Raw genomic sequence first — 18,137 nt, forward strand, 5'->3', positions numbered from 1 at the left:
TTAGAGCAAAATGATAGAAGATTTTTAAAAGATATTCGAAAAGAAGATTTAGTACCAACAATTAATGGTAATTTAAATAAACAGAATACTTATGATAAATATGTCATTTGCAGCGATGAGGTACCGTTATATTACAATGAAACGAGCAGGATAGATGAACAAAATATTAATAAAATAAACGTGAAAGATAAGATGATTACATCACATCCAGAAGTCTCTCGAAACACAGTACCAGAACAGTTAACTATATTAAACTTATTATTAGGGTTAAGCAATATACTATAGATCTGAAGAACGGTGATTGCTACTATTGTATTACTTTAGGCAAGATGGAAAAAATAAGGAAAACTAGAAAAATAGCCTGTCTTTACATGAGACAGGCTATTTTTCTAATTTACTAAGAGTAAAATTTATTTAATGAAAGTAGTATGTTTTTGAATTAAATTGAGTTTAGTAATTTAAGGTGAATACAACGTTAGGCGAAAAATAGAAATAATATATAAAAATGTAGGGATGCTATATGCAGGTAGGAAAAATGATAAGGATAATAATCCAGTATATATTTGATTGGTTTTCCAATTTAAGTGATTCATCTTTAATATTGTTGGTGTCGTATATAATGATGTATCAATAAAATTTTTTGAAGTTTTTAGCCGTTTTACCGGGTCAAATTATATCAAGTGTCAACTATCCCGAACACTCACATTCTCTCATTCAATCCATCTTATCCAATTTTGCTCATACTCCACACAACAAGCTATCTCGTACCGATTATATAACAACACACATGACATGTTGTACATAAACCATATAGTTATTGTATTACGAATAAAATATAGTAAAGTCATGATAAAAAGTGGTGTATTATAATAAGCCTTTTATGATAATAGAAAAGGGATAGCAATAATAAACCCCACTTTATTAAAAGTGAAAGGCGGGTAAATTTGATAGATATGTATATATTGTAAAAAACAAAACAGATAAATAAAATTAACAGTTAAACAAGTTTTGGGGCGTTAAAAGTCCCTTTAAGTATAACGGTAATGTGTTATGAGTCATTGATTTTCTATGTGCTAACTATGAGACATACAACTAGAAATCAAGATATTTTTACCTTGTTTGAAATAAAATATAATTAGTTGCATAATCGTATTGTCATAAAATGATTCTTGTAGTAAGCTATAAATAATAAGAAATAACTTATGCTCAATAAGTGTACATATGTATAGAAGTAACATATTTTGTATTGAAATGAAATATAGTGATTTTACTAAACGTAATCACATTATTAAACGGAATTGAAAATATAATAAAGAAAGAATTAAACATAATTAATTAAAATATTGAAATCTAAATTAGAGGTAGTAATAATGGAAAAAAAAGAAATACTGTTAAATATTGTGGCTGAGTTAAAGAATCAAAAAAATGATGAATACATAGAAAAGATAGCTAAAAATATGAATTTTAATTACAGTGTCCCAGAAGGTGTTGCTATATCTTTTACATCACGTGAACTTGATGATAGCTTTTTTGCGAATACTGATATTAGATTAATCACTTTATATATTATGGAAGCGTTTAAAGTAATGGGTAGGGAAGAAATGCTTAATAAATATGTTCTAAAAGGTGAGCAACAAGAAGCTAAGCAATTTGATTTTACAGCTTACAAAAAGCAAGATGAAATTCAATTGCCCTATGAGTTTTCTCCGGCGTTACCAGTAAATGATGTTTATAGTACTAAGATGTCTGTTAAAGTAATTTCTGACTTTGTAAATAGTGGTATTATTAATTATAATTTTGATATTCAACGTGAGTCCAAATTGGAAAAAAGACTATCTTCAGTTGTAAAGATTCCAACGATCAACCAAAAAAATGTAAATGAAATAACAAAGCATCTTTTAAATGGTACATTAAAGGAAAGTACGTTATATTTAAACGCAGCTCCAACAACCTCAGACAGTGGAGATGAGCTGATGTATGATTCTAATGACCATAGCTTAATTGTTACTGAAGGTACACGCATAGATGTATTAGATGGTTATCATAGATTGTTAGCGACACAAAAAGCTTTTAGAGAAAATCCTACTATAGGTTTTGAATTCAATGTAGTATTTAGTAACTTTACAACTTCTGAAGCAATTAAATGGCAAGCGCAACATAGTAAAGCTACATCTTGGTCTAAAAATAGAGTGACTGAAATGCAACAAGAAACAAAATCTGCTAAAGTCGTTAAAGCTATAAAAGATTCTGATACAGAGTTTGATGAATTGATTTATACAGGACAATCAAGACAAGGACTCAGAAGTTCTTTAATCACGTATAACCAGTTAACCAAAGTGATTGATGAATGTTTTACAATTCAAAATAGAAGAGAAGAAGTAAAAATAGCTGATGACTTAAGTGGAATCTTGTTAATGATAAACGAAATTAAGAAAACAAATAAAACATTACGATCACAAATGTATATAAACGCTTTCGTTAAATTATATAAAGATGACTATAATAGCGATATTAAAAAATATATGGCTTTTTTAAATAATGTCTTAGAATATTCATATGATAAAGCGTATGATTTCGTGCTACATGAAAAACAAGATGCACAAGCTAAAAAAGCAGCTTACAATAAATTAAAAGAACTAGAACAAATGCTATAAGGTTAAAAGAAAATGAGGAGAGATTGAAAATGGCGTTTTATAACCACTTTTTTAAAGAAGAGTTTTTAAGTACTGTTTCAGAAAAAAACAGATATTACTATCGCTCATTATTCAATAGAAGTGCAACTTTAGAACAACAACTAAATAAAGACTTATATAACTTTACAGATGCAGAAGTAGAGATATTTTTATATAGTATTAATACATCACAAAAGAATACATTAGTAACTTATCTTAATCAAGCTAAAAACTATTGTGAGTATGCCATTGAAAAAGGTGGAAAGATTAGTAACATTAACGTATTCAAATCTTTTTCATATGGGTCGCTAGACAAATATACAGCTAAGCATAAAATGAAGCACCTTTCCAAAAATGATTTAGAAATTGCTTTAAAAGATATTGTTAACTCAAATGATTTTGCTTTGTACGTTGCGTTATTTGAAGGTGTAGGTGGTTTTGAATATACAGAGCTCTCAGAACTTAAAATTGACGATGTTAGAGAAGCATATAATAAACCTGTAGAAGATGGGTACGTCATAGAGTTAAGAAGTGAACAGAAGCATTCTAAAGAAATTAAAACTAGAAAATTAACTGTCACTAAAAACCTATTGAAATATTTAGAGCAATCACATGCACAAAAAACATATCTCTTAAAAAATGGGGCTTCTGAGTTCACTAAAAATGAAAGAGATATTATAGATGGTTCATACGTATTTAGGAATGTGACTACAACGAATAGACCAGATGGTAAAATAGATAAACAATTTATATATCGTAAAATCAAAGTGTTAAGTGAAGCAACAGAGGGAGAGATATCATCTATATCTACACTTATAAACTCCGGTGTCATTTACTATATGTATCTACTTGCAGATGAGGATAATAAAATAGATGTCAAAGACTTAAAATACGTAACTGATCGATTTGGTTTATCTGTGAATTCGCTATCACCACATTCTTCTTATAAAACGTTGGCTAAGAAACATAAAGAGGCATTAGAGGTTAATTATGGTGCTTCTTTTGCTAGTATATAAACCCTAAAAGTATTTAAGCTCATATTTAAAATATTGTAGATAGCTTGACTATTTTCGTTACAATCAGCTTGGTTAAATAATAATGATTGTGACGAAAATTTCTAATGAAGTGAAGTGTTTTTAATTTTTTTGATAAAGTGTTCAACTATACTCATTCAATGTTAAAGTTTATAGTCATTAAATAAACTTTTATGAGAATTTTTAAAAACAAAATATAGAATTAATTATTGTTAAATATAAGGATAAAAGGAATATTCCGAAAATTGAAACGTATTACAACATTTGATTGTTTACAGTGTAGTTATTATAAGTTATTGTTAATTAAAGTGAGAGGAATGGGTAACCTCTCCGCAAAGTTTTTCAGACATTCTATTTTTGGAGACGATTATTATACATGGGTACAAATTTTTTACATATGTTATAATCTAGCGTTTCCTAAGCTGTAAGGTATATACCTTACAGCTTTTTTGTATTTAATAAACGCTTTTAAAACACTAAAAACAAAATATGATATAATGGGAAAGTCAATTTATCTGCTTTTTATAACTGCAATTACATCAACGATTGTAACTTTCGTCTGCGCATCAATGCGTTCCTTCCTCAAGGGTTTACCCAATAATACATTAATTATACGTATTTAAAATACTTTTTAATTTATTTATATAGCTATTTTTAAGTTGTTCAGGATAGATGATTTTCACATGTTCACCTAATGAAATTAAATATTGCACCATATAAGTAAGTTCGTCTTCGTTATAGCCTCCAGTAATATAAGGGACATCATCAATATACACTAATTCCATATTTGGATAATTTTTCTTATGATATAATTCTACGCCCAAAGAGGTTAGCTGACACCTAAAAGAGATATTATGGTATGTATCTTCATAGTTAGTTTGAAACTGTTCTAACGCTTCTCTCGAATAAGGCGTAATTTCATGATTCTTGAATTTTAAAGCAGTGATATAATCACAGCGATAAGTTCCCCATTGTTCATTATTAATATCATACGCACTACAGAACCAGATGCCATTCCTATAAAACAGATCATAGATTTGAATATAAGTTGTTATATTTTTATGTTGCGTATAAGTTATTGAAACCACGTATTCGTTCATTATAGAAATTAATATATCAGATAAAAATGGGGATTTATTAATAGGGGCTATATTATAGTAATAAATGTAATTTAAAACTTTAGAAATATCTTGTTTCTTATTAAATGGTAAAGTAGCGAATAGTTTTTCTTTAATTTGAGTATAAGATTTTTCAAAAGGGGTGCTGGATAATATATCTAATGCTTTAAGTGCAAAAAAGATAGCTAATATTTCATCATTGCTAAAATAAACAGGAGTCAATAAATTTTGAGTAATCAATTTATATCCGCCATAGCGACCATTTTCAACATAAATACCTAGTCCCATAGCTTCAAGTTCTTGTATATCTCTTAATGCAGTTCTTTTGGATATATTAAACGCGTTCATAATATCTTTTAAATGAAATGAAGATTTATCACTTAAGAAAATGAGTTCTTGATTTAATCGCTCAGATTTTTTCATAATTTCTCCTTTAATGGTGTCGTATTTAGGCACCATTGAATTTTATACTTAGTTTATCAAGTAAGAAGGAGAATGTATATGCAAACATTAATCATTAATGCTCACCCAGATTGTGAAAATAAAGGTAGCTTTACTTATAAATTACAAGAGTTGTTTTTAGCAAAATATAAGGCTGAATTTCCAGATGATAACCCTGAAATATTGAACTTATACGCAATCAATTTACCCCGTATAGAAACAACAGAATTATTGCATATTTGGAATAAACAGCGTAACCAAGAAACATTAAGTGAAAAAGAAAAGGAAATTGAAGTCATTACTTCCGGATTATTAACCCAGTTTAAAAATAAGCACCGTATAGTCATCATTTCACCACTGCACAATTTTAACGTAACATCTCGTTTGAAAGATTACATGGATAATATATTACTTGCACGCCAAACGTTCCAATATACGAATGAAGGTTCAGTTGGATTAATGACTGATAATTATAAAGCGCTATATCTACAGGCTAGTGGATCAATATATACTAACAATGATCGCTATACTCCGCTTGAGTTCTCATATCAATACTTAAAAGCTATGTTTGAAGACATCATGGGCTTTGATGCGTTATACGTAGCTCGTGCTCAAGGGACAGCGATTTTACCAGAAGAAGAAGTTTTAGACAGTGCGAAAGAAGATTTAGCAAAGGTTTTCGAAAAATTTTACGATAAGCAACTTACTTTGTAACATTTAATAAAAATAATAAATAAAATTGAAGCAGAGAATTAACATTTGAACTTCAATGATCGATAATAAATTATAAAAAACCAACCTATGAAAGGTTGGCTTTTTTATTTTAATAAGGTTATAAACTATGCTTTTTTTCTGAATTTATTCAGCATAATTATGCTGATACCTAACATCAATACAAATGTACTATACAAAGTATGTTGAAAAGGTATAGATTCTCCGGATTCTGGTAGTTTATCTTCTGAATCTTTCTCAATCGTAAGTTGTTTACCAGACGGTGTAGTAATTTCATTATTTTCTTGTGCTAACTCATAGTCATCGAGTTTTAACGTACCAGATGTTTTAAAATCATTAGCATCTTTATCTCCAAATAATAATTGACCATTGGATTTATCCACTTTTATAATTTTTATACCACCGACGCCTGTAGATTGATATGTTGGAATAATATAATACGAATCTTTATCTTCCACTTCTCCTGTAGGTCTTAGTCCTTTATCTTGATAGTGAAATGTTTCGGAAACTTTCTCAATGGCATCATTTTTTAATTCAGTTTCACCCTCGACTGATGCTTCGATAGGATTATGTGTCAAAAACATTGTCGTTGCTAAAAGACTAGAACTAAGTGTAAAGATTTTTTTGTTCATAAAATAGTTACCCCTTTCTTTTAATGATTTAAGCATATCATAAGTGTATAAATAAATTAATATGTATAAATACATTAACAATATTCAAAGATTAAATTTACAATATATTGTACTAAGTTATACAAATTTAAAGAAGTAAACAATTTATGAGGTTAACTGCTGACGTACAAGAATGATAGGTGTCGTACTGTTGTATTAAAAATAGCTATAGCTATATTAGTTTAAATAATCTTAGTAAATACATTTCAAAGCATCAGAAAGCACCCCTCTAGGTAGAAAGGGATGCTCGAGAAATTATGAAATGTGTAGTATAGAAAGTTAACGCTGACAAGCAATAAGGAGTAATGTCCTTTTATGCTAGATTGATACTGAAACCTAGTACAATTTTGCTTTCGCATAATGATTAGACTGTTAACCCCAACAGTCATTAAAACCATGTGAAAGCTTAAACTTGAAGGTAAGGACAGGAACGGTTAACCTGCCCTTAAATACACCGTATCATTAATTGTTAAAAATACAATGGCAAGCTATATAATTATACATAAACTTAATAGTGCGAAACACAGAATTTACAATATCGTGTAGCACAAATAGGTATGCTGATGAAAAGGTTGTAAAATTTTTGGTTTTTAACAGGTTATGCTATAACCAATACCTCGCATAAAGATGTTCACAACAAATCGTATTTCTTATACTAAAGTACCAATCTAATAGCATTTCTTTAATGATAAGTGGAGTGAACAACTTGTAATGACACCTTCTCATATCAATTATTAATCATAAGCAGGTCATTTATTAAATAAAGGGAAATGTAACTTGATGCATTGAGATATAATCAGCTATTTCCTATTAAAAATTATATTTATTATTGTCTTGATGTGTAGGCTCAATGTACGATTTATTGTTTAACAATAAGAATAGTCAAATTTTGAAGTTGACAAAATCGAATTATACTTGTACCATACTAATTAATTACTTTCGCAACACAAGTTGCCATTTGGAAGATAACGTAGCATATATGTCATGTAGCAAGAAGAAAGCTAATGGTTGATGAAAATTAGCACTACATATATAGTGAATTGGGCTTTTAAATGAGATTAAAATTATAAATAAAGCAATTAAAGTGAACAGAATCTGTTAACTAAGGTGGCACCACGGTAACGCGTCCTTACAGTATGCGTTATTGTGGTGTTTTTTTGTTACAAAAAAACAAAATGAAGTAAGTGATGAATGGGTAGCAACAGAAAGTTAGTGGTTGATGAAAACTAACACGCACATCTACTGAAATTGGGTTTTGTTGGATTACAAATGAAAATGAATGAGTGAGTAGGTCAATATATCGATATGATGATATATCTACTAATTTAGGTGGTACCGCGCGTCAGCGTCCTTAACAATTATTGTTATAGGATGCTGATTTTTTTATGAGGAGGAAAGTAAATGAAACTACAATATCAAAAATTAAATGCAGAAGTAACGCCAGAAGCATTAGCAAGATTAAGAGAACAAAAAATCGTTTTGGAAAGTTCAGACCAATCTAAACTTAAAGGTCGCTATTCAATTGTTATTTTTGACACATATGGTTCAATTACATTGGATAATGAACACATGGTTGTGCAAACACCGAAGGAAACCCAAGTAGTCACAGAAGAGCCATACATCAAAATGAAAAAACTCATCGACGATTATAAAGCAGAAATAGCAGACGAAGCATTAACAGACTTACCATTTATCTCAGGTTTTGTGGGAACATGTAGCTTTGATTTAGTAAGACATGAATTTCCAATCTTAAAGGAAATTAATTTAGAAGACCATACACAACATGATGTTAAGTTTCACATGGTAGAAGATGTGTATGTCTTTGATCACTATAAAGAGCACCTTTACGTAATTGCAACAAATTTATTTTCTGGCCAGAGCGAGGATCAATTAAATGCACGTGTCAATACACGTATAGAAGAATTAAAACAAATCAATATCTATCCATCATATATAGAAAGTGAACAAAATGAAAAAGTTATTGAATCTAATATAGCACCAGAACAATTTATGGCAACAGTGAGTAAAATGAAAGCACTTATTCAACAAGGAGATATGTTCCAAGTCGTACCATCTATTATTTATAGTTATAAACATTATTTTTCTAGCCAAATACAACAATTGTCATATCAATTATATCAAAATTTAAAAAGACAAAATCCAAGTCCATATATGTACTATTTAAATATGGATCATCCGATTATAGTCGGAAGCTCTCCTGAAAGTTTTGTAAAAGTACAAGGTCAAACTGTAGTGACTAATCCAATAGCTGGAACAATAAAGAGAGGTAAGAATGAAGCAGAAGATCGGGCAAATGAAGACAAACTAAAAAATGATGAAAAGGAACTGAGTGAACATAGTATGCTTGTTGACTTAGGTAGAAATGATATTCATAGAGTATGTAAAATCGGGACATCCACAATAGAAAAATTAATGACAATTGAACGCTATGAGCATGTGATTCATATTGTCAGTGAAGTTACAGGCAAGTTGAAAGAGAATTATTCACCGATGTCCGTCATAGCAAGTTTATTACCAACTGGCACAGTATCAGGTGCACCTAAACTCAGAGCTATTCAACGTATTTATGAAGTTCAACCACATAAACGTGGTGTATATAGTGGAGGCATTGGATATATTAATTGTAATCACGATTTGGATTTTGCATTAGCTATACGAACAATGATGATTGATGAGACTTATATTAATGTACAAGCTGGCTGTGGTGTGGTTTACGATTCAGTTCCAGAAAAGGAACTTGAAGAAACAAAACTTAAGGCAAAAAGTTTATTGGAGGTATCACCATGATATTAATCGTCGATAATTATGATTCATTCACATATAACTTAGTAGATATGATTGCACGACAAGAAGAAGTCATCGTTAAATATCCAGACGACCCAACGATCTATAATTTAGATGTAGAAGCACTTGTTATTTCGCCAGGTCCAGGTCATCCTATGGATACAACGCATCTAGAACACATCATTGAGCACTATCATCACAAACCTATATTAGGTGTATGTTTAGGATCACAAGCATTAACGTGTTATTACGGCGGTGATGTGATACAGTGTGAAAATATAAAGCATGGTAAAAAAGATCAAATGAAAATTGTAGATGAGACATTGTTATATAAAGATATTCCAGAATATTCAGAAATAATGAGATACCATTCACTTATGAGTAACCCTGATACTTTCCCAGAAAGTTTAAAAGTGACGGCGCAAACAAAAGATTGTATACAGTCTTTTGAACATAAGATAAATTTACATTTTGGTATACAATTCCATCCTGAATCGTTTGCAACAGAATATGGTACTCAGATGATTAACAACTTTTTAACAGTAATGAAGGAGGTCAGAGACAATGGTGCTACAAACACAGTTGAAACAACATAAACCGTTAGATCAAAAACAAATGGATGAATTTATAGATATACTCATTGCTAAAGATATAGACGATCAAATGAAAATTGAGTTGTTAGAAGTGTTTTCTGAAAAAGAAATCACCCAAGAAGAATTAACATTTATTTCTAATAGTTTGATTCGTTCGATGTATCCTCAACAACCATATTATCCAAATAGCATGTGTGTATGTGGCACCGGAGGAGATAAATCGAATAGTTTTAATATTTCTACTACAGTTTCTTTTGTTATTGCAAGCTCTGGCGTACCTGTGGTTAAACATGGAAATAAAAGCGTTACTTCTTCATCAGGGAGTACAGACCTATTAAATGAAATGAATATTAAAACAACGTCAGTGAGTGATACAGCCGAAAAATTAGATAGTAATGGATTAGTATTTTTAAGCGCAACTGAAACGTATCCAATTATGAAGCATATCCAGCCATTAAGAAAAGCGTTACGTAACCCAACCATCTTCAATATTACTGGTCCAATCATCAATCCGTTTAAACTAGACTACCAAGTTATGGGTGTTTATGAAACATCGAAATTAGAAAAAATAGCACAAACATTAGGGGATTTAGGGCGTAAAAAAGCAATTGTATTGCATGGTGCTAATGGCATGGATGAGGCGACATTATCAGGTGATAATATCATTTATGAAGTGAATGACCATGGAGAAATTAGTCATTATACATTGAATGCTCAGGATATAGGTTTAAGTTATGCCTCTAATGATCAACTTGTTGGAGGTACACCTCAGGAAAACTTAATCATCACCAAAAATATACTGAATGGCACAGATCGCAGCGCTAAGAGGGATGTTGTAGTCTTAAATGCTGGGATTGCCCTTTATGTTTCAGAACAAGTTTCAACTATTCAAGCAGGTGTCCGCAAAGCTCAAGAATTAATAAACACAGGACAAGCTTTACAACAATACAACAAAATGGGAGGTAAGACATATGACTATATTGGATGAAATTGTAGCATATAAACAAACATTACTAGCACAAGGATATTATGAAGAAAAGTTAAAATCTTTAAATCATATAGATATATCGCATAAACCTAAATTCCAAACACTGATGGATCAATCGGATCAGTTAGCAGTCATAGCTGAAATTAAATCTAAAAGCCCTTCTTTAGATCAATTACCGGATAAAGATTTAGGACAACAAGTTCAAGATTACGAAGCTTATGGTGCGAACGCAGTTTCAATATTAACTGATGAAAAGTATTTCGGAGGTAGTTATGAACGTTTGCAAAAATTAACGACTGAAACATCGTTACCAGTATTATGTAAAGACTTCGTAGTAGATTCTATACAAATCGATGTCGCAAAAAAAGCTGGTGCTTCAATTATCTTACTTATCGTTAATGTGCTCAGTGACGAGCAATTAAGCGAGTTATATGATTATGCCACTGAACAAAACTTAGAAGTATTAGTCGAAGTACATGATAAAGCAGAACTTGCACGTGCATACAAACTTAATCCTCAAATCATAGGGGTAAATAATAGAGACTTAAAACGTTTTGTTACAGATGTCTTGCATACTAATGAAATATTAGAAGATAAAAAACAAGGATATTATTATATTTCAGAAAGTGGTATTCACACTAAAGAAGATGTCGAAAATATAGTTAAATCAGGCATTGATGGTCTGCTCATTGGTGAATCTTTAATGAAATGTGATGATTTAAGCCAATTCTTACCAAGCTTAAAGTTAAATAAGGTGCAGCAATGAAACTAAAGTATTGTGGATTTCGTACACTAGAAGATGTGAAAAAAGCAAAAGACTTAAATATCGATGCTATGGGCTTTATCCATTATCCTAAAAGTAAGCGATATGTTGATATCTCCACCATTAAACAACTTACAGATATTATACCTAATGATAAAGAGAAAGTAGTTATCGTTGTTAACCCTGAGTATAATACTTTGATACAATTAATAGAACACACCACCCTCACTACCATACAATTTCATGGTAATGAAACGTTAGAATTAATTCATGATATTAAGTTATATAAACCTACAATTAAAGTTATTAAGGCGTTGCCTGCAACAGATTATGAAACATTGGTGAAAGAAATTGACTATTATAAAGATAGCGTAGATCAATTTATCTTTGATACGCCATCATCTTCGTATGGTGGTACAGGTCGAACATATAATTGGGAACAGTTGAAACCCATTCAGCATATTGATTACTTAATTGCAGGTGGTATTAACTATGAACATATCAAAACAATCGAAGCATTAGATTTATCACATAGTGGTTATGATATAGCTAGTGGTATAGAAACAAACAATGAAAAAGATAGCGCTAAAATGCAATTAATTGTTGAACATGTGAAGGGAGAAAATAAATAATGATGAAAAATATACAGACAGAAACGGATGAATTTGGATTTTTTGGTGCATATGGTGGCCAATTTGTACCTGAAACGTTAATGCCAGCTGTACAAGAGTTAAAAAAAGAGTATCAAAAAGCGAAAGTAGATCCAGAATTTCAAAAAGAATTAGATGGTTATTTAAAAGATTATGTAGGTCGTGAAACACCACTTACCTATGCAGCATCGTATACTGAAAAACTTGGCGGTGCAAAAATTTATTTGAAACGTGAAGATTTAAACCACACAGGCGCACATAAGATAAACAATGCTCTAGGACAAGCATTGTTGGCTAAACGTATGGGTAAAAATAAACTTGTTGCGGAAACTGGAGCAGGACAACATGGGGTTGCTAGTGCTACTGTTGCTGCTTTATTCGATATGGAACTAGTTGTCTTTATGGGTGAAGAAGATATTAAAAGACAATCCTTAAATGTTTTTAGAATGGAATTGTTAGGTGCAAAAGTTGAACCGGTGACGGAAGGACAAGGTACATTGTCTGATGCAGTTAATAAAGCGTTGCAATATTGGGTAAGTCATGTTGAAGACACACATTATTTATTAGGTTCTGCGCTTGGCCCAGATCCATTTCCTACGATGGTCAGAGATTTTCAAAGTGTGATAGGGTCAGAAATCAAGACACAAATTGTTGAGAAAGAAGGCCGGTTACCAGACGCAATTGTTGCATGTATAGGTGGAGGTTCAAATGCAATAGGTACATTTTATCCATTCATTCAAGACGATGTGAAATTATATGGTGTTGAAGCTGCAGGAGAAGGCTATGATAGTAATAAGCATGCGTTAGCGATTAATAAGGGAAAAGAAGGCGTACTACACGGCACTAAAATGTATTTAATACAAGATGATGATGGGCAAATTGAGTTAGCGCATTCTATATCTGCTGGCTTAGACTATCCTGGTGTAGGGCCAGAACATTCATATTACCATGATATTGGTAGAGTAAAATACGAAACTGCCAGTGACCAACAAGCGATGGATGCACTAGTTCGCTTTACAAAAGCAGAGGGGATCATACCAGCGATAGAAAGTGCACATGCATTAAGTTATGTAGAAACGTTGGCACCAACAATGGATGAAGAAGCAATTTTAGTCGTCACTGTTTCCGGTCGTGGAGATAAGGATATGGAAACAATTAGAAATTATATGAGAGAAGAAGGTGAAACGCATGCGTAAATTATTTATTCCTTATGTAATGGGCAATAAAGCCTTTATAGAAAATGTGAAAACATTAAGTGATGCTGGAGCAGATATTATAGAAGTTGGGGTGCCATTTTCGGATCCAGTCGCAGATGGACCAGTTATCATGGATGCCGGTAGCAAGGCGATAGAAGAGGGCGTTAATGTTCAATATATATTAGATAAGCTAATGAAACATAAATCCTCTATATCTAGTGACTACGTTTTAATGACATATTATAATATTATTAATTTCTATGGAGAAGCAGAATTTTTAGCAGCCTGTGAAGCAGCAGGTGTTTATGGTTTAATCATTCCAGATTTGCCACATGAACTCATACAACAATTAAAGGCAAGGCATCCTGAGCGCAAAGTTAAGTTAATCTCGTTGATAGCTATGACAACTTCTGATGAACGTATGAATGAAATTGCTAAGCATGCGGAAGGATTTATATATACCGTTACTATGAATGCAACTACAGGAGAAAATGGTAAATTTCATCCCGAACTGAAAAATAAAATAGCACATATTAAAGCAATTGCTAATGTGCCAGTGGTTGCTGGTTTTGGTATTCGTACACCAGAACATGTATCCGATATTATAGAAGCTTCAGATGGGGTTGTAATAGGCAGTGAAATCGTAAAACGCTTTGCCAGTGATACACAAAAGGATACAGTCAAATACTTAAATTCAATTAGAACGGCACTTAATCAAGCAAACTAAATCAATTTTGTATGAATAAAATTAGTACATTCAGGGTATACAATGACGAGAGAATGATTAGTAAGACTGTAAATGTTAACTGGTCGAGTGTATTCTCTTATACTAAAAAAGAGGTGAAGGATTTTGAGTAAAAAAGTCTTATTCATACTAACAAGCAGAAATCAATATGATGATGGAACACCAACAGGATTATGGTTAGAAGAGGCAAGTGAGCCTTATAATATATTAATAAATGCAAACATTGATGTAGATATTGTATCTATTGAGGGCGGTGAAGTGCCAGTCGATCCTAATTCTACACAAAATGGAGAATTAGAGAAATATGCTCAATTTGCCGATAGCATTAAACAAGTACCTAGTTTAGGTGAAGTTAACACTTCAGAATATGATGCGGTATACTTACCTGGTGGACACGGAACTGTTTTTGATTATGCACATAACCAAAAATTAGCTTCAATGCTTGCAGATTTTAAATCAGAAGGTAAGATTATTTCTTCTGTTTGTCATGGACCAAGCGCATTTGTTGGTGCAAAAGATAACGAAGGAAACTTCTTGATAAACGGTGTAACGTTAACTGCGTTTACAGATGAAGAAGAGCGTGCAATGGGCTTAGAAGACAAAGTACCATTCTTAACACAATCAGAATTAGAAAATCAAGGCGCTAAATTTATTACAAAAGATAACTTTGTAGAGCATGTGGAAACTGATGGACAATTTATTACGGGTCAAAATCCACAATCAAGTGTTGCAATTGGTGAAGCATTACGCAAAGCATTAAGCTAACCATCATAAAAGCCTTTAATGAAGCATTAAAAAATTCTGAAATACGAAAACTGGAAAACAATATTGTTTTCCAGTTTTTCTTCTATTATAAATAATATTCAAGGTGTATAGAGTTAATAAGAATAACGCATTACCATACATATACTAAAATTTAACATTATTTTTAGTGGCTTATTCTTTGTTAATACGAAAGTAATGATATAATAAAGAAATACATAAAGTTCATATCAACCTGTGTTTTTCATAGGTGATGTATGTGCTATTGATTTAGTTTTATAAATGATTATTGTATAATAATTAAGATTGAAGTTTAAAGCTCGAGTTAAAGAACTATAGACAAATAGGAGTATATAAAATGAAATTTACGAATTTAACTGCAAAAGAGTTCGGGACATTTACAGACAAAATGCCAAATAGCCATTTCACGCAAATGGTGGGGAATTATGAATTGAAAATTGCAGAGAGTACAGAAACACATTTAGTAGGTATAAAAAATAATGACAACGAAGTCATTGCCGCTTGTTTATTAACTGCAGTTCCAGTTATGAAATTCTTCAAATATTTTTACACAAACCGTGGACCGGTTATTGATTTTGAAAATAAAGAACTTGTACATTACTTCTTTAATGAATTATCCAAATATGTTAAAAAGCATAACGCTTTATATTTAAGGGTGGATCCATACTTAGCATATCAATATCGTAACCATGATGGAGAAGTGTTAGAAAATGCAGGACATGACTGGATTTTCGACAAAATGAAGCATTTAGGATATAAGCATCAAGGATTTTTAACAGGTTTCGATCCTGTGATTCAAATCAGATATCATTCAGTTTTAGATTTAGCGGGTAAAGAGGCTAAAGACGTTTTAGCAGGTATGGACAGTTTACGTAAACGAAACACGAAAAAGGTACAAAAAAACGGTGTTAAAGTAAGATTCTTAGAAGAAGATGAATTACCGATTTTCCGTTCATTTATGGAAGATACTTCTGAAACGAAAGACTTTGATGATAGAGATGATCGTTTCTATTACCATAGATTAAGATACTATAAAAATCGTGTTTTAGTACCATTAGCTTATATGGATTTCAATGAGTATATAGAAGAGTTAAAAGCAGAGCGAGAAGTACTCAGCAAGGATATTAATAAAGCGATTAAAGATATTGAAAAGAGACCGGAAAACAAAAAATCTTACAATAAGAAAGATAACTTAGAACAACAATTAATCGCAAATCAACAAAAAATTGATGAAGCAAAAGCATTACAACAAGAACATGGCGACGAATTACCAATTTCAGCAGCTTATTTCATTGTTAATCCTTATGAAGTTGTATATTATGCTGGCGGTACATCTAATGAATTTAGACATTTTGCTGGTAGTTATGCAATACAGTGGACTATGATTAATTATGCTTTGGACAATAATATTGATAGATATAATTTCTATGGTATCAGTGGTGATTTTACAGAGGATGCAGAAGATGCAGGTGTAGTTAAGTTCAAAAAAGGATTTAATGCTGATGTCGTTGAATATGTTGGTGATTTTATTAAGCCGATTAATAGACCAATGTACAAAATATATACGACTTTAAAAAAATTAAAAGAGAAAAAGAAATAAACATAAATAATAGAAGGGAACTAAGCTAGAATGAAATTTACAGAGTTAACTGTCAAAGAGTATGACAATTTTGTACAGAATCCAGCATTAGAAAGTCATTACTTTCAAGTAAAAGAAAATATTGCGACAAGAGAAGAAGATGGATTTCAAGTTGTTTTATTAGGCTTAAAAGATGACGATAATCAAGTTATTGCTGCTAGTCTTTTCTCTAAAATCCCGACAATGGGAAGCTATGTTTATTATTCAAATCGTGGACCAGTCATGGACTATAATGATCTAGGTTTAGTGGATTTCTATTTACGTGAATTAGATACTTATCTACAACAGCATAATTGTTTATATGTCAAAATGGATCCGTACTGGATTTATCAAATTTACGATAAGGACATCAATCCGTTTCCAAATCACGACAAAAACGATGCATTAGTTAATCTATTCAAATCACATGGTTATACACATCATGGTTTCACAACTGAATATGATACCTCAAGCCAAGTAAGATGGATGGGGGTATTAAATCTAGAAAAAGAAACACCTACATCTATTAAAAAACAATTTGATAGCCAACGTAAACGTAATATTAACAAAGCAATTAATTTTGGGGTTAAAGTAAGACTGCTAACTAGGGAAGAGTTTGGCATATTCTTAGAATTGTATCGTGAAACAGAAGAACGTACAGGCTTTGTATCAAAAACTGACGACTATTTTTATAATTTTATCGACAATTACGGAGAAAAAGCCTTAATACCTTTAGCGTATATAGACTTAGATGAGTATATCAATAATACTCAAGACGCTATTTATGAAAAAGAGGCGCGTCGCGATAAAATGATGCAAAATGAAAATAAATCAGAAAAACAATTGAAAAAAATTGCTGAACTGGATAAACAAATAGAGCATGATAAAAAAGAGTTGTTACAAGCTAGTGAATTAAGACAAACAGATGGTTCAATATTAAACTTAGCAGCAGGGGTCTACTTTGCAAATGCATACGAAGTAAATTACTTCTCCGGTGGTTCTTCCGAGAAATATAATCAATATATGGGACCTTATATGATGCATTGGTATATGATGAACTATTGTTTTGATCATGGTTATGCACGATATAACTTCTACGGTTTATCAGGTGACTTCACTGAAAATAGTGAAGATTACGGTGTGTATCGTTTTAAACGTGGATTTAATGTTCAAATAGAAGAGCTTATTGGCGATTTCTATAAACCAATTAAGAAAACAAAATATTGGTTATTCAATACACTCAATAACATTAGAAAAAAGGTAAAAAAATAGAAATAAAGAAAGCACGCTGATGATAGTAATCATTAGGTGCTTTCTTTATTAATGTG

Annotated in this window: 15 protein-coding genes and 1 pseudogene; 14 read left to right on the plus strand and 2 right to left on the minus strand. The window is 31.4% G+C overall.

The window, feature by feature from the left end:
* From BK821_RS13490 to BK821_RS08910, 3 genes and pseudogenes are all read left to right on the plus strand, one after another.
* Positions 1–285: pseudogene (locus tag BK821_RS13490) on the plus strand (accessory Sec system protein Asp2); the annotation flags it as partial.
* Positions 286–1,370: 1,085 nt separating this feature from the next.
* Positions 1,371–2,654, plus strand: coding sequence for a ParB N-terminal domain-containing protein (locus tag BK821_RS08905; protein ID WP_071331575.1), 1,284 nt, complete (start codon positions 1,371–1,373; stop codon positions 2,652–2,654).
* Between the two features lie 29 nt (positions 2,655–2,683).
* Positions 2,684–3,688, plus strand: coding sequence for a phage lytic cycle repressor MrpR family protein (locus tag BK821_RS08910; protein ID WP_046838159.1), 1,005 nt, complete (start codon positions 2,684–2,686; stop codon positions 3,686–3,688).
* A gap of 623 nt (positions 3,689–4,311) precedes the next feature.
* Here BK821_RS08910 and BK821_RS08915 read toward each other — a convergent pair.
* Positions 4,312–5,247: a helix-turn-helix transcriptional regulator gene (locus BK821_RS08915; protein ID WP_046838158.1), complete on the minus strand. Its 936-nt coding sequence runs from the start codon at positions 5,245–5,247 to the stop codon at positions 4,312–4,314.
* Positions 5,248–5,325: 78 nt separating this feature from the next.
* Here BK821_RS08915 and BK821_RS08920 point away from each other — a divergent pair, with 78 nt between their 5' ends.
* Entirely contained in the window at positions 5,326–5,979 is a 654-nt protein-coding gene (locus BK821_RS08920) for an FMN-dependent NADH-azoreductase (protein ID WP_046838157.1), read from the plus strand.
* Between the two features lie 125 nt (positions 5,980–6,104).
* On the opposite strand, the gene BK821_RS08925 is transcribed toward BK821_RS08920, so the two are convergent.
* Entirely contained in the window at positions 6,105–6,629 is a 525-nt protein-coding gene (locus BK821_RS08925; RefSeq protein ID WP_046838156.1) for a hypothetical protein, read from the minus strand.
* A 1,440-nt stretch (positions 6,630–8,069) separates the two neighbouring features.
* On the opposite strand from BK821_RS08925, the gene BK821_RS08930 reads away from it, so the two are divergent.
* The 10 genes from BK821_RS08930 (at position 8,070) to BK821_RS08975 (ending at position 18,081) form a co-directional block, all read left to right on the plus strand.
* A complete protein-coding gene (locus BK821_RS08930) occupies positions 8,070–9,476 on the plus strand; it encodes an anthranilate synthase component I (RefSeq protein ID WP_071331576.1) in 1,407 nt (468 codons plus the stop codon).
* Entirely contained in the window at positions 9,473–10,069 is a 597-nt protein-coding gene (locus tag BK821_RS08935) for an anthranilate synthase component II (protein WP_063410258.1), read from the plus strand. Before BK821_RS08930 ends, BK821_RS08935 begins: the two co-directional genes overlap by 4 nt.
* A complete protein-coding gene (gene trpD, locus BK821_RS08940) occupies positions 10,038–11,054 on the plus strand; it encodes an anthranilate phosphoribosyltransferase (RefSeq protein WP_063410260.1) in 1,017 nt (338 codons plus the stop codon). The genes BK821_RS08935 and trpD overlap by 32 nt, the downstream gene beginning before the upstream one ends.
* Complete coding sequence (trpC, locus tag BK821_RS08945; RefSeq protein WP_046837471.1) at positions 11,038–11,820, plus strand: indole-3-glycerol phosphate synthase TrpC; 783 nt, start codon at positions 11,038–11,040, stop codon at positions 11,818–11,820. Before trpD ends, trpC begins: the two co-directional genes overlap by 17 nt.
* On the plus strand, positions 11,817–12,449 hold the full coding sequence (locus tag BK821_RS08950) for a phosphoribosylanthranilate isomerase (protein ID WP_046837470.1): 633 nt from the start codon (positions 11,817–11,819) through the stop codon (positions 12,447–12,449). Before trpC ends, BK821_RS08950 begins: the two co-directional genes overlap by 4 nt.
* Positions 12,449–13,663, plus strand: coding sequence for a tryptophan synthase subunit beta (trpB, locus tag BK821_RS08955; RefSeq protein WP_046837469.1), 1,215 nt, complete (start codon positions 12,449–12,451; stop codon positions 13,661–13,663). The genes BK821_RS08950 and trpB overlap by 1 nt, the downstream gene beginning before the upstream one ends.
* Positions 13,656–14,390, plus strand: coding sequence for a tryptophan synthase subunit alpha (trpA, locus tag BK821_RS08960; RefSeq protein ID WP_046837468.1), 735 nt, complete (start codon positions 13,656–13,658; stop codon positions 14,388–14,390). The genes trpB and trpA overlap by 8 nt, the downstream gene beginning before the upstream one ends.
* Positions 14,391–14,513: 123 nt before the next feature.
* Positions 14,514–15,173, plus strand: a complete 660-nt coding sequence (locus BK821_RS08965) for a type 1 glutamine amidotransferase domain-containing protein (protein ID WP_046837467.1) — start codon at positions 14,514–14,516, stop codon at positions 15,171–15,173.
* A 355-nt stretch (positions 15,174–15,528) separates the two neighbouring features.
* Positions 15,529–16,791, plus strand: a complete 1,263-nt coding sequence (locus BK821_RS08970) for an aminoacyltransferase (RefSeq protein ID WP_046837466.1) — start codon at positions 15,529–15,531, stop codon at positions 16,789–16,791.
* Positions 16,792–16,821: 30 nt separating this feature from the next.
* The gene (locus tag BK821_RS08975; protein WP_046837465.1) at positions 16,822–18,081 is read left to right on the plus strand and encodes an aminoacyltransferase; all 1,260 of its coding nucleotides are present in this window, start codon (positions 16,822–16,824) and stop codon (positions 18,079–18,081) included.
* Positions 18,082–18,137: the final 56 nt, after the last annotated feature.

It is taken from the genome of Staphylococcus sp. LCT-H4, from assembly GCF_001866145.1.
GTDB classification, from domain to species: Bacteria; Bacillota; Bacilli; order Staphylococcales; family Staphylococcaceae; genus Staphylococcus; species Staphylococcus succinus.